The sequence below is a fragment of the Streptomyces sp. NPDC001530 genome (genome assembly GCF_042894545.1).
Lineage (GTDB): Bacteria > Actinomycetota > Actinomycetes > Streptomycetales > Streptomycetaceae > Streptomyces.
Genome location: NZ_JBIAVS010000002.1, coordinates 380,294 through 400,310, shown reverse-complemented (window position 1 = coordinate 400,310; position 20,017 = coordinate 380,294). Strand labels below are relative to the sequence as shown.

Annotated in this window: 16 protein-coding genes; 9 read left to right on the top strand and 7 right to left on the bottom strand. The window is 71.4% G+C overall.

Translation table 11 applies throughout. The annotated features are described in order from the left end of the window. Positions 1-66 precede the first annotated feature (66 nt). Positions 67-1,332 carry an ROK family protein gene (locus ACFY0T_RS04660; protein ID WP_388864539.1) on the top strand — a complete coding sequence of 422 codons (1,266 nt, stop codon included), beginning with the start codon at positions 67-69 and terminating at the stop codon, positions 1,330-1,332. Between the two features lie 441 nt (positions 1,333-1,773). Beyond that, entirely contained in the window at positions 1,774-4,515 is a 2,742-nt protein-coding gene (gene ppdK, locus ACFY0T_RS04655) for a pyruvate, phosphate dikinase (RefSeq protein ID WP_388864538.1), read from the top strand. On the opposite strand, the gene ACFY0T_RS04650 is transcribed toward ppdK, so the two are convergent. Both ACFY0T_RS04650 and ACFY0T_RS04645 read right to left on the bottom strand, forming a co-directional pair. Continuing rightward, positions 4,425-6,023: a sensor histidine kinase gene (locus tag ACFY0T_RS04650; RefSeq protein ID WP_388864537.1), complete on the bottom strand. Its 1,599-nt coding sequence runs from the start codon at positions 6,021-6,023 to the stop codon at positions 4,425-4,427. The two genes, ppdK and ACFY0T_RS04650, sit on opposite strands and share 91 nt — an antisense overlap. A gap of 36 nt (positions 6,024-6,059) precedes the next feature. Next, positions 6,060-6,806 carry a response regulator transcription factor gene (locus tag ACFY0T_RS04645; RefSeq protein ID WP_388864536.1) on the bottom strand — a complete coding sequence of 249 codons (747 nt, stop codon included), beginning with the start codon at positions 6,804-6,806 and terminating at the stop codon, positions 6,060-6,062. Positions 6,807-6,965: 159 nt separating this feature from the next. On the opposite strand from ACFY0T_RS04645, the gene ACFY0T_RS04640 reads away from it, so the two are divergent. From ACFY0T_RS04640 to ACFY0T_RS04630, 3 genes are all read left to right on the top strand, one after another. Continuing rightward, positions 6,966-7,559, top strand: coding sequence for a carbonic anhydrase (locus ACFY0T_RS04640; protein ID WP_388864535.1), 594 nt, complete (start codon positions 6,966-6,968; stop codon positions 7,557-7,559). Positions 7,560-7,772: 213 nt separating this feature from the next. Beyond that, on the top strand, positions 7,773-9,266 hold the full coding sequence (locus ACFY0T_RS04635; protein WP_388864751.1) for a SulP family inorganic anion transporter: 1,494 nt from the start codon (positions 7,773-7,775) through the stop codon (positions 9,264-9,266). 155 nt (positions 9,267-9,421) lie between these two features. Beyond that, complete coding sequence (locus tag ACFY0T_RS04630; RefSeq protein ID WP_388864534.1) at positions 9,422-10,357, top strand: oxidoreductase; 936 nt, start codon at positions 9,422-9,424, stop codon at positions 10,355-10,357. Between the two features lie 79 nt (positions 10,358-10,436). Here the strand turns inward: ACFY0T_RS04630 and ACFY0T_RS04625 are convergent, their stop codons facing one another. The 5 genes from ACFY0T_RS04625 to ACFY0T_RS04605 all read right to left on the bottom strand — a co-directional run bounded on the left by ACFY0T_RS04625 (position 10,437) and on the right by ACFY0T_RS04605 (position 16,261). Next, positions 10,437-11,201 carry an SDR family NAD(P)-dependent oxidoreductase gene (locus tag ACFY0T_RS04625; RefSeq protein WP_388864533.1) on the bottom strand — a complete coding sequence of 255 codons (765 nt, stop codon included), beginning with the start codon at positions 11,199-11,201 and terminating at the stop codon, positions 10,437-10,439. Positions 11,202-11,351: 150 nt separating this feature from the next. Beyond that, on the bottom strand, positions 11,352-11,936 hold the full coding sequence (locus ACFY0T_RS04620) for a TetR/AcrR family transcriptional regulator (RefSeq protein ID WP_388864532.1): 585 nt from the start codon (positions 11,934-11,936) through the stop codon (positions 11,352-11,354). A 90-nt stretch (positions 11,937-12,026) separates the two neighbouring features. Beyond that, positions 12,027-12,377, bottom strand: a complete 351-nt coding sequence (gene nirD, locus ACFY0T_RS04615; RefSeq protein ID WP_388864531.1) for a nitrite reductase small subunit NirD — start codon at positions 12,375-12,377, stop codon at positions 12,027-12,029. Then, the gene (nirB, locus tag ACFY0T_RS04610) at positions 12,374-14,992 is read right to left on the bottom strand and encodes a nitrite reductase large subunit NirB (protein WP_388864530.1); all 2,619 of its coding nucleotides are present in this window, start codon (positions 14,990-14,992) and stop codon (positions 12,374-12,376) included. Before nirB ends, nirD begins: the two co-directional genes overlap by 4 nt. Then, positions 14,993-16,261 carry an NAD(P)/FAD-dependent oxidoreductase gene (locus ACFY0T_RS04605; protein WP_388864529.1) on the bottom strand — a complete coding sequence of 423 codons (1,269 nt, stop codon included), beginning with the start codon at positions 16,259-16,261 and terminating at the stop codon, positions 14,993-14,995. It abuts the gene before it with no gap. A 262-nt stretch (positions 16,262-16,523) separates the two neighbouring features. Between ACFY0T_RS04605 and ACFY0T_RS04600 the strand changes: the two genes are divergently transcribed. From ACFY0T_RS04600 to ACFY0T_RS04585, 4 genes are all read left to right on the top strand, one after another. Further along, positions 16,524-17,075 (top strand): hypothetical protein, encoded by a 552-nt coding sequence (locus ACFY0T_RS04600; protein ID WP_388864528.1) that lies wholly within the window; start codon positions 16,524-16,526, stop codon positions 17,073-17,075. 9 nt (positions 17,076-17,084) lie between these two features. Continuing rightward, positions 17,085-18,362, top strand: coding sequence for a sensor histidine kinase (locus ACFY0T_RS04595; RefSeq protein ID WP_388864527.1), 1,278 nt, complete (start codon positions 17,085-17,087; stop codon positions 18,360-18,362). Between the two features lie 40 nt (positions 18,363-18,402). Beyond that, the gene (locus tag ACFY0T_RS04590) at positions 18,403-19,050 is read left to right on the top strand and encodes a response regulator (RefSeq protein ID WP_388864526.1); all 648 of its coding nucleotides are present in this window, start codon (positions 18,403-18,405) and stop codon (positions 19,048-19,050) included. 171 nt (positions 19,051-19,221) lie between these two features. Beyond that, on the top strand, positions 19,222-20,004 hold the full coding sequence (locus ACFY0T_RS04585; protein WP_388864525.1) for a sulfite exporter TauE/SafE family protein: 783 nt from the start codon (positions 19,222-19,224) through the stop codon (positions 20,002-20,004). The last annotated feature ends 13 nt before the right edge of the window (positions 20,005-20,017 follow it).

Sequence of the window (20,017 nt, the reverse complement as noted above, 5' to 3'; positions counted from 1 at the left end):
GTTACGTCTATTTAACACGCAAAACTCAATATGTAATGCAGAGTTGGGGAACGCAAGGGGGTGCGCATGACAGGAAGGGCAGGGAGAACCGTGAAGGCCGGGAATCAGGCAAGCGCCGGAGATCTGCTCGAACTGGTGCGCAGTGGCCGCGCCACGACGCGCGGCGCGCTGCAACAGGCCACCGGCCTGTCGCGGGCCACGGTCGGCCAGCGGCTCGACCGGCTCTTCCGCGCGGGCTGGCTGCGCGAGGGCGCGGGGGGTCCGGTGGACTCACCGCTGGGCGGCCGCCCCTCCATCACGCTCGAGTTCGACGACGAGCACGCCGTCGTCCTCGCCGCGGACCTCGACACCCGGCACGGCCGCGCGGCCGTCCTCACCCTGACCGGCGAGATCCTGGCCGAGCACGCGGGCGTCCTCGTGATCGACGAGGGCCCGGAGGCGGTCCTCGGCGAGCTCGGGCGCTGGTTCGCCGAGCTTCTGGAGAAGGCCGGGCAGCCCGCCGAAACCGTCTGCGGCATAGGGCTCGCGGTGCCGGGGCCGGTCGACAGCGACACCGGCCGCGTCGTGCAGCCGCCGATCATGCCCGGCTGGGACGGCTACGACATAAGGGGCCGCCTGGGCCGCGCCTTCGCCGAGCACACGGGGCTGCGTACGGCTCAGGGCGCAGGCTCCGAGGCGGGGATCCCGGTACGCGCCGAGGTCCCCGTGCTCGTCGACAACGACGCCAACCTCATGGCGTACGGCGAACAGCGCACCGGTTACCCGGACTGTTCGGCGTTCGCCCTGGTCAAGGTCTCCACGGGTATCGGCGCGGGCATGGTCGTCGGCGGCGCCATCTACCGGGGCATCGACGGAGGCGCCGGCGACATCGGGCACATCCGGGTGGGCGCCGACGCGCTGTGCCGGTGTGGCTCGTACGGCTGTCTGGCCGCCGTCGCCAGTGGCGGTGCGGTGGCGCGACGGCTCGCCGAGTCCGGGGTTCCGGCCGCCTCTGGCTCAGATGTGCGCGACTTGCTGACGGCCGGGCACCCGGAGGCGATGGCGCTCGCGCGGGAGGCGGGGCGGCAGGTCGGGGACGTACTGGCCACCGTGGTCACGCTGCTGAATCCCGGGGTGCTGATGATCGCCGGGGATTTGGCCGGAACTCCCTTCCTCACCGGCGTACGGGAGTTGCTGTACCAGCGGGCGCTGCCCCGCTCCACCGCTCATCTGGACGTGGTGACCTCGCGGTTGGGCGAGCGGGCGGGCCTGGTCGGGGCCGGGGCGCTGGTCGTGGAGTACCTGTACGCGCCGGAGCGGGTGGAGGAGCGGTTGCTGGCGCTCGGCGTGTGACCGCCCGCCGTATGCCCCTCCGACGGCTTCTGTGACAGCCGTGTTTCCGGTCCGGACTCCCGTCCGCATGGTGAAATCTCGTCGCCTGTGGCAGCGTGATTCTCGCCACCCTTGAGGAGGGTTGCGCTCAGATGAGCGGATCATGGGCGACTGCACTTCTCCAAGGAGTGGCACTCAGTGCCACCCCTTGATCGTTCATCGATCGAAATCAGGCGTGCCAGGAGCTGCTCATCTGAGCGAAATCGTGGGTCTATGAGGGTGGATGCGTTCAAGAAGTGAAAACATCGGTTCGTCTGCGCTTGCCAAGCTTTGACTTTCGATCTGCTGGCGGACGAGTGGTTACAGGCGCATGACGCGCAAGTGGACGTACCCAGGCGCCTTCGATCTGGGTATGTTCCCCGTCGTCAGGGCAGCCACCGCGACGTCGAGGAGTCGAGACTCGTGTCGGAAAACAAAGATCCCCACGTAGCTGAGAGCGGCGTCGAGGATGTGAAGTTCGTTTACGACTTCACCGAGGGCAACAAGGACCTCAAGGACCTCCTCGGCGGCAAGGGTGCGAACCTCGCCGAGATGACCAACCTGGGTCTTCCCGTCCCTCCCGGCTTCACGATCACCACCGAGGCGTGCAAGACGTACCTCGACAGTGGCGAGGAGCCGGCGGCACTGCGTGACGAGGTGAGTGCACACCTCGAAGCCCTCGAAGCGAAGATGGGCAAGAAGCTCGGCCAGGCCGATGACCCTCTGCTCGTATCGGTCCGCTCCGGGGCGAAGTTCTCCATGCCGGGCATGATGGACACCGTCCTGAACATCGGCCTCTCCGACAAGTCGGTCCAGGGCCTGGCCAAGCAGGCCGGCGACGACCGCTTCGCATGGGACTCGTACCGCCGTCTCATCCAGATGTTCGGCAAGACGGTCCTCGGCGTGGACGGCGACCTCTTCGAGGACGCGCTGGAGGCGGCGAAGGACGCCAAGAAGGTCACGGTCGACACGGACCTCGAAGCGGCCGACCTGAAGAAGCTCGTCACCAAGTTCAAGAAGATCGTCAAGACCGAGGCCGGTCGCGACTTCCCGCAGGACCCGCGCGAGCAGATGGACCTCGCCATCAAGGCGGTCTTCGACTCGTGGAACGGCGACCGCGCGAAGCTGTACCGCCGCCAGGAGCGCATCCCGCACGACCTCGGCACGGCCGTCAACGTCTGTTCCATGGTCTTCGGCAACCTCGGCCCCGACTCCGGTACGGGCGTGGCGTTCACCCGTGACCCGGCCTCCGGCCACCAGGGTGTGTACGGCGACTACCTGCAGAACGCCCAGGGCGAGGACGTGGTGGCGGGCATCCGCAACACGGTCCCGCTCGCGGAGCTGGAGTCGATCGACAAGAAGTCGTACGACCAGCTGATGCAGATCATGGAGACCCTGGAGAACCACTACAAGGATCTCTGCGACATCGAGTTCACCATCGAGCGCGGCCAGCTGTGGATGCTGCAGACCCGCGTCGGCAAGCGCACGGCGGGCGCGGCCTTCCGTATCGCGACGCAGCTGGTGGACCAGGGCCTGATCGACGAGGCGGAAGCCCTTCAGCGCGTGACGGGCGCCCAGCTCGCGCAGCTGATGTTCCCGCGCTTCGACGACCAGGCGAAGGTCGAGCAGATCGGCCGGGGCATCGCGGCGTCGCCGGGTGCCGCGGTCGGCAAGGCGGTCTTCGACTCGTACACGGCGATCAAGTGGTCGCGTTCGGGCGAGAAGGTCATCCTGATCCGCCGCGAGACCAACCCCGACGACCTCGACGGCATGATCGCGGCGGAGGGCATCCTGACCTCCCGCGGCGGCAAGACCTCGCACGCCGCCGTCGTCGCGCGCGGCATGGGCAAGACCTGCGTGTGCGGCGCGGAGGAGCTCGAGGTCGACACCAAGCGCCGCCGTCTGACGGCTCCGGGCGGTGTCGTGGTCGAGGAAGGCGACGTCGTCTCGATCGACGGCTCGACGGGCAAGGTGTACCTGGGCGAGGTCCCGGTCGTCCCGTCCCCGGTCGTCGAGTACTTCGAGGGCCGGATGCACGCGGGCGCCGACGACGCGGACGAGCTGGTCGCGGCCGTCCACCGGATCATGGCGTACGCGGACCGGGTCCGCCGTCTGCGGGTGCGCGCCAATGCCGACAACGCCGAGGACGCGCTGCGCGCCCGTCGCTTCGGCGCGCAGGGCATCGGCCTGTGCCGCACGGAGCACATGTTCCTCGGCGACCGGCGCGAGCTGGTGGAACGCCTCATCCTGGCGGACACGGATGTGGAGCGCGAGGACTCCCTCAAGGAACTCCTGCCCCTCCAGAAGCGGGACTTCGTCGAACTCTTCGAGGCGATGGACGGCCTCCCGGTGACGATCCGTCTCCTGGACCCGCCGCTGCACGAGTTCCTGCCGGACATCACGGAACTGTCCGTGCGCGTCGCGCTCGCCGAGTCCCGCAAGGACTCCAACGAGAACGACCTCCGGCTGCTCCAGGCGGTGCACCGCCTGCACGAGCAGAACCCGATGCTGGGTCTGCGCGGCGTGCGCCTCGGCCTGGTCATCCCCGGCCTCTTCACCATGCAGGTGCGGGCGATCGCGGAGGCCGCGGCCGAACGCAAGAACGCCAAGGGCGACCCGCGGGCCGAGATCATGATCCCCCTCGTCGGCACCGTCCAGGAGCTGGAGATCGTCCGCGAGGAGGCCGACCAGGTCATCGCGGAGGTCCAGGCGGCGACGGGTGTGGAACTGAAGCTCGCCATCGGCACGATGATCGAGCTGCCGCGGGCGGCCCTCACGGCGGGGCAGATCGCGGAGGCGGCGGAGTTCTTCTCCTTCGGTACGAACGACCTCACGCAGACGGTGTGGGGCTTCAGCCGGGACGACGTGGAGGCCTCCTTCTTCACGGCGTACCTGGAGAAGGGCATCTTCGGCGTCTCTCCCTTCGAGACGATCGACAAGGACGGCGTCGGCTCGCTGGTGAAGTCCGCGGCGCAGGCCGGGCGTGCCACGCGTCCCGACCTGAAGCTCGGCGTCTGCGGTGAGCACGGCGGCGACCCGGAGTCGGTCCACTTCTTCCACGAGGTGGGGCTCGACTACGTCTCCTGCTCGCCGTTCCGGATTCCGGTGGCGCGCCTGGAGGCGGGCCGCGCGGCGTCCACGGCGAAGGGCAGCGACCACCGCTGACCGAGTGAGGACCACCGAAGCCGCCGTCGGTCATTCCGACCCTCACCGACACGGCGGCGGCTCCGGGACACGAGAGACGGGGCGGACACCTGTGCGGAGGTGTCCGCCCCGTCGGCGTGCCCGTCGACGACGGAGACCAGCACGACCATGGCGTCCAGCCCTGTCCCCGGAGCGGGCAGCAGCTCGGCCTCGCCACCACTGACCCGGGCCAGCTGCCGTACGAGGGGCAGGCCGAGACCCGTACCGCCCTTCGGGGCTCCCGGAGCCCGCCAGAAGCGGTCGAAGGCGCGCTCGCGCTGGTCGGCGTCGAGGCCCGGGCCTCGGTCGACGACGTGCAGTTCGACGAGGGCGGGCAGTCCGCGGCGCGGCCGACGGGACAGCAGGCGCACCACGACCGTGCTGCCGGCGGGAGCCACCCGCACGGCGTTGGCCAGCAGGTTGTCGAGGATCTGCGGGACGCCGCCGGGCACCGCCCACACCCGGCCGACCGGCCCGCCGACCGACATCACCCGCACCCCGGACTCCGCCGCCAGCGCCTCCCACATGCGGGCGCGATCCGCCACCGCCGCGTCCAGGTCGAGGGGTTCGGGTACCAGGGAGGCCTCGTCGAGCCGGGCCATCGCCAGCAGCGTCTCCGTCGTACGGGCCAGCCGGTCCGTCTCCGTCAGCGCGGCCTCCCAGTCGGCGCGGCCGCGCGGGGCGATGTCCCGCTCCAGGTTCTCCAGGCGCAGTCTGAGCGCCGCCAGGGGAGTTCTGAGCTGGTGCGAGGCATCGCCCGCGAAGGCGCCCTGCGCGGTCAGCAGGTACTGCAGGCGGCGAGCGGTGGTGCGCAGGGTCTCGGTGAGCCGGCGTATCTCGGGCGGCCCGGGCACCGTGCGATCGGGGACCACGAGGTCGCCGCCGGCCGCGATCCGGGCCGCCTGCTCCTCCAGGTACCGCACCGGCCGGGCGATCCAGCGGGCCAGGGCGAACGCGACCACGGCGGCCGCCGCGAGGACCGCGGCGCCGACCACGCCGAGGAACAGCCACACCTGCCCACTGTTCCCGTCGACCGACGAGCCGGGCACACTCACCCGCACCGCGCCGCGGACCGCCGGACCGGGCCGGGTCGGCACCGCGAGATGCACCCGGCCGGAGCGGTCACGGCGGATCCCGGCACGGGTCTCGCCGCCCAGCGCCGTGACGATCTCCGGCCGGGAGGCCAGTGCCTCGCGCTCACGGGGCGGCAGGGGCCCGGACGTGGCGAGGAGGAACCCGGAGCCGTCGACCACGACCACCCGGCCGCCCGTCATGACGGCGTACTCGCGGGCCAGCCGGGGCAGTTGCTCCGTGCCGTCCGTCTCGATGAGGTGGTCGGCGAAGGCGGCCAGGGACTGCGCGTCGTGCTCGACGCGCGCGACGGCGCGGCTCTCCTCCGCCCGGATGTAGAAGTGGCCCAGCGGCCATTCGAGGGCCACGAGGACCAGGGCGGCGAGGGTGAGATAGCTGCGCAGGAGGCGGTACGTCATGTCGGTGGTCCGTACGTCATCCCGGCGCTCTTTTGTTCAGCGGCCCGGCGGGCGCAGCCGGAAGCCCACCCCGCGGATGGTCTCGATCCAGTCGGGCCCGCCGAGTTTGCGGCGCAGCGCGGCGACATGGACGTCCAGGGTCCTGGTCGGGCCGTAGAAGCGCTCGGTCCAGACGGTTTCGAGCAGGTACTCGCGCTCGTACACCGCGCCCGGGTCCTGGGCGAGCAGGCACAGCAAGTCGAACTCCTTCGGGGTGAGGTCGACGCTCTCCCCGGCCACCCGGACCTGGCGGGTGCGCCGGTCGATGCTGAGCACGCCGACGTACTGGGGCGGTGCCTCGGCCGGGTGGCCGGGGACGGCGCGTGCGGGGACGGTGTTCGCGGGAGCGACGTGTGCGGGGACGGCGCGTGCGGGAGCGGCGTGCTCGGGGACGACATGGAAACGCCGGACCACCGCCCGCATCCGGGCGATGAGTTCGCGGGTGCTGAACGGCTTGGCGAGGTAGTCGTCCGCGCCCAGTTCGAGCCCCACCACGCGGTCCGCCTCCGTACCGCGCGCCGTGAGCATGATGATCGGCACCTCGGAGACCTGCCGGATCCGGCGGCACACGTCGATGCCGTCCATGTCGGGCAGTCCCAGGTCGAGCAGCACGATGTCGCCCGGCGGTCTGCCGAGGGCGGCCGCGCCCGTGGCACTCCGCTCGACCGTGAAGCCGTACCGCCGGAGCCCGTCGGCCAGCGGCTCGGCGATCGTGTCGTCGTCCTCAACCAACAGAACTCGCATGCCCCGGAAGGTACATCAGGCCTCTTACGCCTCAACGGCCTTCTGTAAAGCCCTGGTTAGCGCTCGGGAAGCGGGACGGAAGCGCTCCGTCAGAGCCCGCTCGGAGGGGCATCGGCGCTGGTTAGCGTCCTGCCATCCGACCCCGGAAGGAGCGCTGCCATGCGGCGACTGCTGCACAACGCACGCGCGTTCAAGCACCGGATCAGTGCCGAGAGTGACAAATATCGCAGGCTCGCCGAGGGCCAGTGGCCCGAGGCCCTCTTCATCACCTGCTCCGATTCACGGGTCATCCCGTCCCTCATCACCGGCGCCCGCCCCGGCGAGCTGTTCGAGCTGCGCACCGCGGGCAACATCGTGCCCCCGTACGACCTGCTGCCGGTCTGCTCCGAGGCCGCCACGATCGGCTACGCCGTGGAGGTGCTGGGCGTCCGCGACATCGTGGTCTGCGGCCACTCGCACTGCGGGGCCTTGGACACGCTGGTCCGAGGACACGACCTGAGTGCGCTGCCGGAGGTGGGCGGCTGGCTCGAACTGGCCCGGCCCGCCCTTGCCCCCGTCCTCGATGCCCCGCCCGCCGACCCGGGACTGCCGGATGTCGTGCGCCGTCATGTGGCCGCCCAACTCGACTCGCTGCGCGGCTATCCGGCCGTACGGGACCGGATCGTCGCCGGTGAACTGGGGCTCCACGGCTGGTTCTACCGGATCGACACGGGTGAGGTGGAGGAGCTGACGGCTCCCATGCCCGTTCCCTGAGCCGAGTGCCCGTTCTCTGAGCCGAGTGCCCGTTCTCTGAGCCGAGTTGACGTCCCCCCACGCTCGCTCCCCGAGCCGAGTCGATGTCCCTCACGTCCTCCCACCCCCGTTCCAGGAGCACCCATGGCCCGTCACGCCCGTCCCTCCCGAAAACCCATGGCCCGTACCGGTACGTCAACTCCCCTCGGATCCGGCGCGGTGGTCACCGACATCGTGGCCTCGCTGGTCGTCTTCCTCGTCGCCCTGCCGCTGTGCATCGGGGTCGCCGCCGCCTCCGGCGTACCCGTGGAACTCGGCATCGTCTCCGGGATCATCGGCGGACTCATCGTCGGATTCCTGCCCGGCAGCAGCCTCCAGGTGAGCGGTCCGGCGGCAGGGCTCGCCGCGCTGGTGCTCGAGGCCGTGGGCGAGCACGGCATCGCGATGCTCGGCCCCATCGTGCTCGCCACCGGAGTGCTGCAGATGATCCTCGGAGCGCTCCGGATGGGCCGCTTCTTCCAGGCGATCTCGGTCTCCGTGGTGGGTGGCATGCTCGCCGGCATCGGACTGCCGCTGATGCTCGGCCAGGTGTACGCCCTCGCCGACGCGGCGCAGCGCGGCTCGGCCCTGAAGAACGCGGCGGGCCTGCCCGACCTGCTCTCGCGCACGCTCGCCAGTCAGGCGGCCACGCAGGCGCTGCTGTTGGGCGGGGGCACCGTCGTCCTGTGTTTCGTGTGGAAGAAGGTGCCGGCCCCGCTGAACAAGGTGCCCGCGCCCCTGGTGGCGGTCGGGCTCGGCGCGGCCGTCGCGTCGCTGCCAGGAGTGCGGGTCAAGAAGGTCGTCTTCGGCAGCCTCGCCGACAGCCTGGCGGTCCCGGGAGCCGAGGAGCTGGCCGGCCTCGCCGACCCGGCGGTGCTCGGTGTCGTCGTCACCTTCACGGTCATCGCCTCCGCCGAGAGCCTGTTCAGCGCGGCGGCCGTCGACCGCATGCACTCCGGTCCGCGCACCCGCTACAACCCCGAACTGCTCTCCCAGGGCCTTGGCAACACGCTCGCCGGACTCGTCGGCGCCCTGCCACTGACCGCGGTCATCGCGCGCAGCTCCGCCAATGTCCAGGCCGGGGCGAAGACCAAGCTCTCCCGCATCCTGCACGGCGGCTGGCTGCTGGGCTTCGGACTGCTGCTGCCGGGCGTCCTCGGCCTCGTCCCCGTGTGCGTGCTCGCGGGCATCCTCGTGCACAGCGGCTGGAAGCTGTTCGACCCCGGGCAGTTCCCCCGGATGTGGCGCAAGGACCGGGGCGAGGGCGTGGTCATGGTCGTCACCACCCTCGCCATCGTCGTCGCCAACCTCCTGGAAGGGGTCCTGGTGGGTCTCGCGGTGGCGGTCCTGCTGGCCGCCGTACGCATGTCGCGCCTCACCGCCGAGACGACCGTGGAGGGCGACAGCGCACTGCTGGTGATGAGCGGCAACGCCACCTTCCTGCGGCTGCCGCAGCTGACGGCGACGCTGGAATCGCTGGCCGGGCGCGACCGGGTGCAGATGGATCTCACGGGGGTGTCCCATCTGGACCTGGCCAGCCGCGCGGAGGTCGAGGAGTGGGCGGAGCGGCAGCGGCAGCGCGGGGCGGCGGTGGAGGTGCTGCTGCCCGAGGGAGAGGGGCAGCAGCCGTACGCGGCGGCCGCCGCCGAGGAGGTCAGGAGCGGAACGGCCCCGTCACCTCGTACGTGATCCCGCCGGACGAACCGCCGCTCGTGCCGCGCCGGCTGGACTTGTCATGGACGATTCGTGGCCGGTCGGGGCATGGTGTCGGACGGCTGGAAGGGGCGCGTGGCGCCGTACGCTGAGGACCGGTGTCTTCGGATGTCTTCGGAGGGAGTTCCGCCATGACGGGCTGGAATGTGAGCGACATCCCGGACCAGAGCGGCCGCACGGCCGTCGTCACCGGGGCCAATAGCGGCCTCGGGTATGTCACGGCGCGTGAGCTGGCCCGGAAGGGGGCCCGGGTGGTGCTCGCGTGTCGCAGTGAGGTGCGCGGCGCCGAGGCCGAGGACCGGCTCGTCGCCGAAGTTCCCGGCGCCGACGTCGAGTTCGTACGGCTGGATCTTGGGCAGCTGGACTCCGTCCGGGAGTTCACGGCCGTGTACGGGCGGGCGTACGAGCGGCTCGATCTTCTCGTCAACAATGCCGGTGTGATGGCCTTGCCCCACGGCCGCACCGCCGACGGGTTCGAGACCCAGTTCGGGGTCAATCACCTCGGACACTTCGCTCTCACCGGGCTGCTGATGCCCTCGCTGCTCTCCACGCCCGGCGCGCGCGTCGTGACCCTCTCCAGCATGGTCCACGCGATGGCCAACATCGACATCGACGACCTCAACAGCGAGCACCATCCGTACCGGCGGTGGATCGCCTACGCCCGGTCCAAGACCGCCAATCTGCTCTTCACCCATGAGCTGGCGCGGCGGCTGGCCGCAGTCGGGTCGGATGTCGTCGCGGCCGCCGCGCATCCGGGGTACGCCTCCACCAACCTCCAGACCGCCGGGCCGAAGCTGGAGGGACGCAGGGGCGCCGAGCGGTTCATGGAGATCGGCAACCGGGTCTTCGCGCAGAGCGCCGAGGCCGGGGCGCTGCCCACGCTGTACGCCGCCACCGCGCCCGGGGTGCTGCCCGACTCCTTCACCGGGCCGTCGATCGCGATGTGGCGCGGTTCGCCCGGGAGGTCCTGGCGCGCCCCGTGGACCCTCAACGACGCGGCGGGGGAGCGGCTTTGGGCCGCTTCGGAGCGGCTGACCGGAGTCACGTACGACGCGCTCAAGGTGTGACTCCCTGTGACTCAAAAGGGAGAAGGAGCGCCGACTACCCCGGCGCGGGCTGAGGTCGGCCACCCCGGCGCCGGCTGAGTCAGAGGGAACCGCCGCTGTCCACCACCAGGTCCGTGCCCACGACCGACGCCGCGGCGTCCGACGCGAGGTAGAGGACGGCCGCGGCCACCTCCTCGGTCGCCGAGACCCGGCCGAGCGGCAGCTCGTGCTTCACGCGCTCCACGCGCTCGGCCTCCGTCTCGCCGGGGCGCAGCGACATGGTGGTGGCGGAGGCGCCGGGGCTGACGACGTTGATACGGACGCCGTCGGCGATGTGGTCCAGGGCGGCGGCGCGGCTCAGCGCGGTGACGGCGGCCTTGGAGGCGGCGTAGGCGGCGACGCCCGGGCGGCGGGTGTGCAGGCCGATGGTGGAGGCGATGGTGACGATCGCGCCGCCGGTCGGCTGCGTGCGCATCTGCTTGATTTCGGCCTGGAGGGCGACGAACACGCCCGTGAGGTTGATGTCCAGCTGCGTGTGCCAGTCCGCTTCCGGGAGGTCGGCGAGTGGGTGCCCGCCGCGGAAGACGCCCGCGTTGTTCACCGCCACGTCCAGGGAGCCGAAGCGGTCCACGGCCGCCGCGACCAACGTCTGCCAGTCGGCGGCGCGCGAGACGTCGGCCGTCACGGCCAGGGCCTTGCCGCCCCGCTCCTCGATCAGCGCGACGGTCTCGTCGAGCGGGGCTGCGGTGCGCCCGGCGACGACGACGTGTGCGCCCTCGGCGGCGAGTGCGAGGGCGGTGGCGCGGCCGATGCCGGAGCCGGCGCCGGTGACGAGGGCCGTCCGGCCGGGGAAACGGGTAGCCATGGGTCTCTTTTCCCGACCGACCAATTCTTGACCGATCGATTCAGTATCGAGGCATGTTGAAAGGGCGTGCTGAAAGGGCGTGCTGAAGGGGCGTGCTGAAGGGGCGTGCTGAAGGGGCGTGCTGAAACACCCCGGAGCGAGGGCGGTGGATCAGTCCAGCAGTGTCAGTGCCTGCTCCGCCGCGTCCTGGACGCGGGTCGGGTCCGTCGAGGCCTTGCCCACGATCCGCAGTCCCTGCATCAGGACCAGCAGCATGCGGGCCAGCGCACGGGGGTCGCGGTCGTCCGGCAGCTCGCCCTGCGCCTGCGCGCGGACGAGTGCCGAGTGCAACAGGGTCTCGATGTGGTCCCAGCTGTGTTCGACCCGGCGGGCCGCGGCCGCGTCGTGCGGGGCGAGCTCGGCGGCCGTGTTGGTGACGAAGCAGCCGCTCAGGCGCTTCTCGTCGGTCGCCGCCTCGGTCGCGAAGCGGCGTACCACCGTGCGTACGGCGGGGAGTGCCGGCCCCGGCTGGGAGAGTTCCCGCAGCAGGCGGGGGTCGCGCGCCTGCTGATAGCGGTCCAGCGTCTTCAGGTACAGCTCGTGCTTGTTGCCGAACGTCGCGTAGATGCTGGCGCGTCCGACGCCGAGGTGTGCGACGAGGTCCGCCATGGACGTCGCCTCGTAGCCGCGCCGCCAGAACAGCTCCAGGGCTGCCTGCAGCGCGGCGTCCGGATCGAACTCCTTGGTCCTGGCCACGAGTGTGACCCTAGGACTTTCGGGAACGATCGGTCAAGTAAGCCCGGGGTGGCCGATGGGCGTGGGCTGGTCCGGCCACCCCGGTCGCCGTCAGGACGTGCGTACCTCGTACGTCGTCACCCGTACCGTCTCGTCGTCCAGGCACTGCCCCGACTCCAGGTCGAACCGCTGCTTCAGGAGTGGGGAGGCGACGAACGGGCGGCCCTGCTGGGTGCCCGTCAGGCCACGGGAGAGCACCGCCGCCCCGCTGAACGGGTCGCGGTTGTCGATGGCGTACGTGCGGCCCGCGCGGTCCATGAACACCGCGACCTGGCTGCGGTCGGGCAGCAGCGCCGCCACTCCGCGGCCGGGGATCAGCTGGGTCAGGTCACATACCGTCAGCCAGACGTCGTCCAGCCGGAGTTGGACCTTCATCGTGGTGGTCTCGGGAGCGAGAGTCATCGCTGGGCGCTTCCTTCCAGGGGACGCGTGCCGATGGTCAGCAGCGGCAGGTCGGGCTTGATCTGGTCGCGCTCGGGGACGAAGCCGACGACCGGGTCGGGGGTGTCCGGGGCGTTCACGAAGGACACGAACCGGGCGAGCTTCTCGGGGTCGTTGATGGTCTCGGCCCACTCGTCGCGGTAGTTCGCCACGTGCGCCGACATCAGCGACTCCAGCTCCTCGCAGATGCCCAGCGAGTCCTCGACGACCACATCGCGTACGTGGTCCAGGCCGCCGTCGATCCGCTCCAGCCAGGTGGAGGTGCGCTCCAGGCGGTCGGCGGTGCGGATGTAGAACATCAGGAACCGGTCGATCAGACGGATGAGTTCGGCGTCGCTGAGGTCCTGGGCCAGCAGGTCCGCGTGGCGCGGGGTCGCGCCGCCGTTGCCGCCGACGTACAGGTTCCAGCCGTTGGACGTGGCGATCACACCGAAGTCCTTGGACTGGGCCTCGGCGCACTCGCGGGCGCACCCGGAGACCGCCGACTTCAGCTTGTGCGGGGAGCGCAGGCCCCGGTAGCGCAGCTCCAGGTCGATCGCCATGCGGACCGAGTCCTGGACGCCGTAGCGGCACCAGGTCTGGCCCACGCACGACTTGACCGTGCGCAGCGCCTTTCCGTACGCGTGGCCCGACTCGAAGCCGGCGTCCACCAACCGGGCCCAGATCAGCGGGAGTTGCTCCACCCGCGCGCCGAACATGTCGATGCGCTGGCCGCCCGTGATCTTCGTGTAGAGCCCGAAGTCCCGTGCCACCTCGCCGATCACGATGAGCTTCTCGGGAGTGATCTCGCCGCCGGGGATGCGCGGCACGATCGAGTACGAGCCATTCTTCTGGAGGTTGGCGAGGAAGTGGTCGTTGGTGTCCTGGAGCGCGGCCTGCTCGCCGTCCAGGACGTAGCCGCTGGTGCCGATGGTCGGGGCGAGCGAGGCGATGATCGAGCCAACCGCGGGCTTGCAGACCTCGCAGCCGTCGCCGCCGCGCGCGTTCTCACGGCCGTGGCGGTCCAGCAGCTGCTGGTACGAGGTGATCCGCAGTGCCAGGACGATCTCGTACAGCTCCTCGCGGGTCTGCCCGAAACAGCCGCACAGGCCCTTGTCGACCTCGACGCCGCTCGCCTCCAGCTCGGCGGTGACCAGCTGGCTGAGCACCTTGACGCAACTGCCGCACCCGGTACCGGCCTTGGTGCACTTCTTGACCTCCGGCACCGTGGTGCAGGAGTGCTCGGTGACCGCGCCGCGGATCGTGCCCTTGGTGACGTTGTGGCAGGAGCAGATGACCGCCTCGTCCGGCAGCGCGGAGGGGCCGATGGCGACCGGGGCGCCCGCGCCCGCCGGCAGGACGAGCTGCTCGGGGGCGATCGGCGGCACCGACCCCGTCAGGGCGCGCAGGGTGCCGTACGCGTCGGCGTCGCCGACCAGGATGCCGCCCAGCAGCTGGCCGTCGCGGCCGATGACCAGCTTCTTGTACGTGCCCGAGCGCGAGTCGGCGTAGACGACGTCGAGGCAGTCGGCGGTGGCGCCGTGCGCGTCGCCGAAGGAGGCGACGTCGACGCCGAGGAGCTTGAGCTTGGTGGAGAGGTCGGCGCCGGTGAAGCTCGCCTCGTCGGCGGCGATCGTGGCGGCGGCCGTCTCGGCCATCTCGTAACCCGGTGCGACCAGACCGTATACGCGGCCGTCGGACGCCAGCGCGCACTCGCCGATCGCGAACACATGCGGGTCGGAGGTGCGGCACTGCTCGTCGACCGTGATGCCGCCGCGCTCGCCGATGTCGAGTCCGGTGTCGCGGGCGAGCTGGTCCCGGGGGCGTACACCCGCCGAGAACACCACGAGATCCGTGGGGAGTTCGGAGCCGTCGGACAGCTTCATGCCGGTCACGGCGCCGTCGTCGCCGATGACGATCTCCTGCGTGCCCGTGCCGGTGTGGACCGTCAGGCCCATGTCCTCGATGGTGCGCAGCAGCGCCGCGCCACCGCCCTCGTCGACCTGCACCGGCATCAGGCGCGGCGCGAACTCCACGATGTGCGTGGTCAGTCCGAGCCCCTTGAGCGCGCCCGCCGCCTCGAGTCCGAGCAGACCGCCGCCGACCACCGCACCGGTCGTCGCCCGTGCCTTCGCGTACTCCTCGATCGCGAGGAGGTCCTCGATCGTGCGGTAGACGAAGCAGCCCTCGGCGTCCTTGCCGGGGACCGGCGGGACGAAGGGGTACGAGCCGGTGGCGAGGACGAGCGTGTCGTACGAGACCACCAGGCCCGAGCGGGCGGTGACCTTCCTGGTGGCACGGTCGATCGACTCGGCCGGGTCGCCGAGGTGCAGCTCGATGCCGTGCTCCTTGATGAACTCCTCGTCGGTGAGCGAGAGTTCGTCCGGTGTGCGGCCCGAGAAGTACGAGGTGAGCTGGACCCGGTCGTACGCCGGGCGGGGCTCCTCGCACAGCACGACCACGCGGTGCGTGGCGGTCAGGCCGCGCTCGGCGAGCGCTTCGAGGAAGCGCTGGCCGACCATGCCGTGTCCGACGAGCACGATCGTGTGCGCGGTCCCGTCGGTGGCGTTCGCCGCCTTCGTCGCGTCCGTGGACATTCAGGAGCCTCCATCGTTGGTGAGCAGGTGGAGCAGGGGTGCACCGTCGGAGGGGAGCGGCTCTGCTCCCTCCCAGGCGCGCGCGAGCGCGCCGACGGTGCCGAGTTCGCCGACGAGTACGCCGCCGACCACGCGGTCGTCGCGGACGACGACCTTGCGGTAGGTGCCGCGGGTGGCGTCGGCGAGCTGGACGACGTCGTCGCCGGGGCGGGGTTCGGGCTCACCGAACGCGGCGAGGTCGAAGGGGGTGTCGCCGCCGTTGAGGGTGAGACGGGTCAGGGCACGGGTGCCGGTGTAGCGGGGGTTGGTGTCTCCCGCGATCAGCTCGGCGAGGATGTCCGCCTGTTCGAGGGCCGGTGTGGCCAGGCCGTAGACGGTGCCCTCGTGTTGGGCGCAGTCGCCGATCGCCCGGATGTGCGGGTCGGACGTACGCAGTTCGTCGTCGACGAGGATGCCCTTGTGGACGGCGAGTCCCGCTTCCTGGGCGAGGCCCACGCGGGGGTGGACGCCGCAGGCCAGGACGACGAGGTCGGCGTCGAGGGCGTATCCGTCGGCCATCTCGACCGAGCGGACCGCGCCGCCGACACAGCGCACGTCGCGCACCCGGCACTCGGTGTGCACCTCGACGCCCAGCTCCGTGAGGTGCCGGTGGACCAGGCGGGACGCGGACGGGTCGAGCTGGCGCTCCATGAGCCGCTCGGACTGCTGGGCCAGCACCACCTGGGCGCCGCGCACGGCGAGCGCGCGGGCGGCGGAGACACCGAGGAGACCGCCGCCGATCACGACGGCGCGGGCGCCTGGCCGTACGGCCTTCGACAGGCCCAGGCAGTCGTCCATCGTGCGGAACGCGTGGACGCCTTCCGGGAGTTCGTGCCCGCCGTGGCCGAACAGGCCGCGCAGCGGCGGGAGTACGGGGTTCGAGCCCGTCGCGAGGACCAGCGTGTCGTATGCGATCACCGAGCCGTCCGCGCAGCGCAGCGTGCGCGCGGCGCGGTCGATGCCGGTCACCCGGCCCCGGGTCAGCCGGCCCGGCACCGGGAGGGCGATCACCTCGGGGGCGTACCGGCCGGCCAGGACCTCGGCGAGCAGGACGCGGTTGTATGGGCGGTGCTCCTCCTCGCCGACGAGCTCGACGGAGAGGGCGGGCGCGCCCGCCGTACCGGACGTGCTGCCGGATCCGCCGGACGCGCCGAGCTCTTCGAGCCGCCGGGCGACCCGGGCGCCCGCGAGCCCGGCGCCGATCACCACCACACGCGTATTCGAGGTCATGACCACACCGTGCGGTGCCGGTGTTACCCGGCCGCATCACGACTGTTTCCCGGGAGGAACGCTGCCCTCAGCGGGGGCGGGGTCCGGATGTGAGGGTTCGGCGCCCGCGTCCGGGGGCGGGTGTGAGGTGGGCGGTGCGGTGGGGCGTGGGGTGGGGTTAACCGAACCTCCGGGTTCCGTGCAGGCACGATCGATCGCGGTGCCCCGGCACGGAAGCCTTGAGGTATCGGGTTCCACCAGCTCACGCCCAGGGGGACACATCATGGCCACCGCGCAGAAACCTCCGCCCTCGCCCGTCCGCGACGACACCGCCGTACGCGTCTGGTGGGCCGTCCGCGAACCGTTCACGGCGGACGCATGGCGTCGGGTCGCGTACGCCCTGCTGGCCTTCCCAGTGGGGGTGATCTGCGTCCCACTGGCCCTGCTGGGTGCCCCGACGGGGCGCTGGCAGCGGGCGCTCGTCCACCGTTTCCTGGGCGATCCGGGTGACCTGAGTGCCCCGGGCGTCCGGAGTGACCGGGGCGCGGAGCCGCCCGGGCCCTCGCGGGGTCTGGCCCACGCGGTCCTCGCGACCCCGCTCAACCTCGTGGTGCTGGCGGTCACGGCCTTCGGCTGGTCCGTCGTACCCATGAACCTGGGCTGGCCGCTGCGCGCCGGTTCCGACTACGCGGACGCCTGGGGCGGACCCACCTTCGCCGGGGCCTGGGCGTTCCACGCGATCATCGGCGGCCTCGGCTTCCTGCTCCTCATGCCGTGGCTCGGCCGGGCCATGGCCGCCGTCCAGCGCCGCCTCGCGGCGACGCTCCTCTCCTAGGTTGATCCCATGAACCGCCTCCGCGCCACGCTGAGCCTGCCCTTCGGGCGGCAGGCCCTCGCGGCGCTCCTCTATGCGCTGATCGCCTTCCCCCTCGCCCTGGTCGGGTTCGTCCTCACCCTCGTGGGGCTGCTGGTCGGCGGCGCGCTGTCCGTGACCACGCTGGGACTGTGGCTGGTCGCCGGCACCGTACGCGGCGCGCTGGCGCTGGGCAGGCTGCAACGCGGGCTCGCACGGCGCCTGCTGGGGCTGGAGATCGAGGAGCCGGAGCGGCGCGTGGGCACCGGGATCCTGGGCCGTCGGCGGGCGCTGCTCGGCGACCGGAGCGGCTGGCGCGCCGTCGCCTGTGCCCTGGCGACGCCCTTCACCGCCGTCTTCGGATACGTCGCCGTCGTCATCGGCTACGTCTACGGCGTCCTGCTCACCCTCCACCCCCTCCTCAAGCGCTGGAACTACGACACCAAGCGGGCGAGCGGCGGCACGGAGCACCGCGTGTCGCTGGAGTTCTTCGGTTTCCAGGTCGACGCCTGGCCGAGGTGGCTGATCCCGGTGGCCCTCGGACTGCTGCTCCTCGCCACCGCCGCCTGGCTGCTGCGGGGGGCCCTCGCCCCACACCGGGCCCTGCTCACCGCCCTGCTCGGCCCCGACGCAGCCGACCGCCGCATCCGCACCCTGGAGGAGACCCGCGCCCAGGCCGTGGACGACGCGGCGGCGACCCTGCGCCGCATCGAACGCGACCTGCACGACGGCACACAGGCCCGGCTCGTCGGCCTCGCGATGCACCTCACGATGATCAGGGAGCTGATCGGCGCCGGCGCCTCCCCGGAACAGCTGCTCGCCGTCGTCGACACCGCGCGGGGCAACGCCACGCAGGCCATCGCCGACCTGCGCCACCTCGTCAAGGGCATCCACCCGCCCGTACTCGACCAGGGCCTGGACACCGCCCTGGCCACCCTCGCCGCCGACAGCGCCCTGCCCGTCGAGGTCGTCGCCGACATCGCGGTCCGTCCCAGCCCGGCGGTCGAGTCGATCGCGTACTTCTGCGCCACCGAACTCCTCGCCAACGCGACCAAGCACAGCGGGGCGAGCGGCGCCACGGTGACGGTGACCGCCCGGGACGGGCTGCTGCGGCTGGGCGTCCGCGATGACGGACGCGGGGGCGCGGTGATCGGCGCGGGCTCGGGCCTGACCGGGCTGCTCACCCGCGCACGGACCGTCGACGGCACGCTCACCTGCGACAGCCCGCCGGGAGGGCCTACGGTGGTCACGGTCGAGCTGCCGTACTGATCACGAGGGGCACATGGGTCACACAGGGGACAGGGGTCGTATGCGCGTCGTCATCGCCGAGGACTCCGCCCTGCTGCGTGACGGGCTGGCCCAGCTCCTCCAGCTGCGGGGCGTGGAGGTCGCGGCCGCCGTGGGGGACGCGGACGCGCTGCTGACCGCCGTGGCCGAGCACCGCCCCGACGTCGCCGTCGTCGACATCCGGCTGCCGCCGACCCAGACCGACGAGGGGATCCGGGCGGCCGTGCGCCTGCGCAAGGACCACCCCGGCACCGGGGTGCTGATCTTCTCGCAGTACGTGGAGACGACGTACGCGACCCAACTGCTCGGTGAGCCCGCCGGGTTCGGCTATCTCCTCAAGGAACGCGTCGTCGACATCGGCGAGTTCGTCGACGCCATGGAACGGGTCGCCGCAGGCGGCACGGCCCTCGACCCCGAGGTCGTCGCCCAGCTCTTCGGTGCGAGCCGCCGCGCCACCGCCCTCGACACGCTCACGCCGCGCGAGCGCGAGGTGCTCGCCCTGATGGCCGAGGGCCGTACGAACCACGCGATCGCCGCCTCCTTCACCGTCTCCGAACGGGCCGTCGAGAAGCACATCGCCAACATCTTCACCAAGCTGGACCTGCCGCCGTCGGAGACCGGGCACCGGCGGGTGCTGGCGGTGCTGCGCTATCTGGACTCCGTGAGCTGAAACCGGTGGGGCTGAAACCGGTGGGGCTGAAACCGGTGGGGCTGAAACCGGTGGGGCTGAAACGGTGGGGCTCAAGTGGTGGGTCTGAAACGGTGGGCCGAACCTCAGAAGTCCCTCAAGCTTCACCAGATTCATGGACGGCACATCTACCCCGTCCCTAGGGTCGCGATCATGCCCGACATATCGCTGACCATGGTCGTCGTCCTGTGCATTGCCTCCCTGGCGGCCGGCTGGATCGACGCGGTCGTGGGTGGCGGCGGGCTGCTTCTGCTCCCCGCGCTGTTGCTCGGGCTGCCGAGCGGCACCCCGGCGGCGTACGCGCTCGGCACGAACAAGGCGGTGGCGATCGTCGGCACGACGGGCGCGGCGGTGACGTACGCGCGCAAGGCGCCCGTCGATGTGCGCCTGGCCGTACGGATCGGGCTCGCGGCGCTCGCCGGTTCGACCGCGGGGGCGTTCGTCGCGGCCGGGATGAGCACCGACGTGCTGAAGCCGGTCGTCATGGTCGTGCTGCTCGCCGTCGGCACCTTCGTCATCCTGCGGCCCGCCTTCGGTACGGCGCCCGCGACCACGCCCGTCTCCGCGCGCCGCGTCCTCGCCGCGATCGGGCTCGCGGGCCTGGGCATCGGCTTCTACGACGGGCTGATCGGCCCCGGCACGGGTACGTTCCTCGTGCTCGCCCTCACCGCGCTCCTCCACTTCGACCTGGTGACCGCCTCCGCCACCGCCAAGATCGTCAACTGCTGCACCAACGCGGGTGCCCTCGCCACCTTCGCCTGGAAGGGCACGGTGCACTGGCAACTGGCCGCTCTGATGGCCGTGTTCAATCTGGTCGGCGGGACGGTCGGGGCGCGTACGGCGCTGAAGAAGGGCAGCGGGTTCGTACGGGTCGTGCTGCTGACGGTGGTGTTCGCGCTGGTGGCGAATCTGGCGTATCAGCAGTGGGTCGCGTAGCGGCGGGTGGACG

Bases quoted from the DNA above. Each gene is read 5' to 3' on its own strand.
- ACFY0T_RS04660 (WP_388864539.1), top strand. From the start codon at position 67: ATGACAGGAAGGGCAGGGAGAACCGTGAAGGCCGGGAATCAGGCAAGC.
- ACFY0T_RS04650 (WP_388864537.1), bottom strand. From the start codon at position 6,023: ATGACGTACCGCCTCCTGCGCAGCTATCTCACCCTCGCCGCCCTGGTC.
- ACFY0T_RS04645 (WP_388864536.1), bottom strand. From the start codon at position 6,806: ATGCGAGTTCTGTTGGTTGAGGACGACGACACGATCGCCGAGCCGCTG.
- ACFY0T_RS04640 (WP_388864535.1), top strand. From the start codon at position 6,966: ATGCGGCGACTGCTGCACAACGCACGCGCGTTCAAGCACCGGATCAGT.
- ACFY0T_RS04630 (WP_388864534.1), top strand. From the start codon at position 9,422: ATGACGGGCTGGAATGTGAGCGACATCCCGGACCAGAGCGGCCGCACG.
- ACFY0T_RS04625 (WP_388864533.1), bottom strand. From the start codon at position 11,201: ATGGCTACCCGTTTCCCCGGCCGGACGGCCCTCGTCACCGGCGCCGGC.
- nirD (WP_388864531.1), bottom strand. From the start codon at position 12,377: ATGACTCTCGCTCCCGAGACCACCACGATGAAGGTCCAACTCCGGCTG.
- nirB (WP_388864530.1), bottom strand. From the start codon at position 14,992: ATGTCCACGGACGCGACGAAGGCGGCGAACGCCACCGACGGGACCGCG.
- ACFY0T_RS04605 (WP_388864529.1), bottom strand. From the start codon at position 16,261: ATGACCTCGAATACGCGTGTGGTGGTGATCGGCGCCGGGCTCGCGGGC.
- ACFY0T_RS04600 (WP_388864528.1), top strand. From the start codon at position 16,524: ATGGCCACCGCGCAGAAACCTCCGCCCTCGCCCGTCCGCGACGACACC.
- ACFY0T_RS04595 (WP_388864527.1), top strand. From the start codon at position 17,085: ATGAACCGCCTCCGCGCCACGCTGAGCCTGCCCTTCGGGCGGCAGGCC.
- ACFY0T_RS04590 (WP_388864526.1), top strand. From the start codon at position 18,403: ATGCGCGTCGTCATCGCCGAGGACTCCGCCCTGCTGCGTGACGGGCTG.
- ACFY0T_RS04585 (WP_388864525.1), top strand. From the start codon at position 19,222: ATGCCCGACATATCGCTGACCATGGTCGTCGTCCTGTGCATTGCCTCC.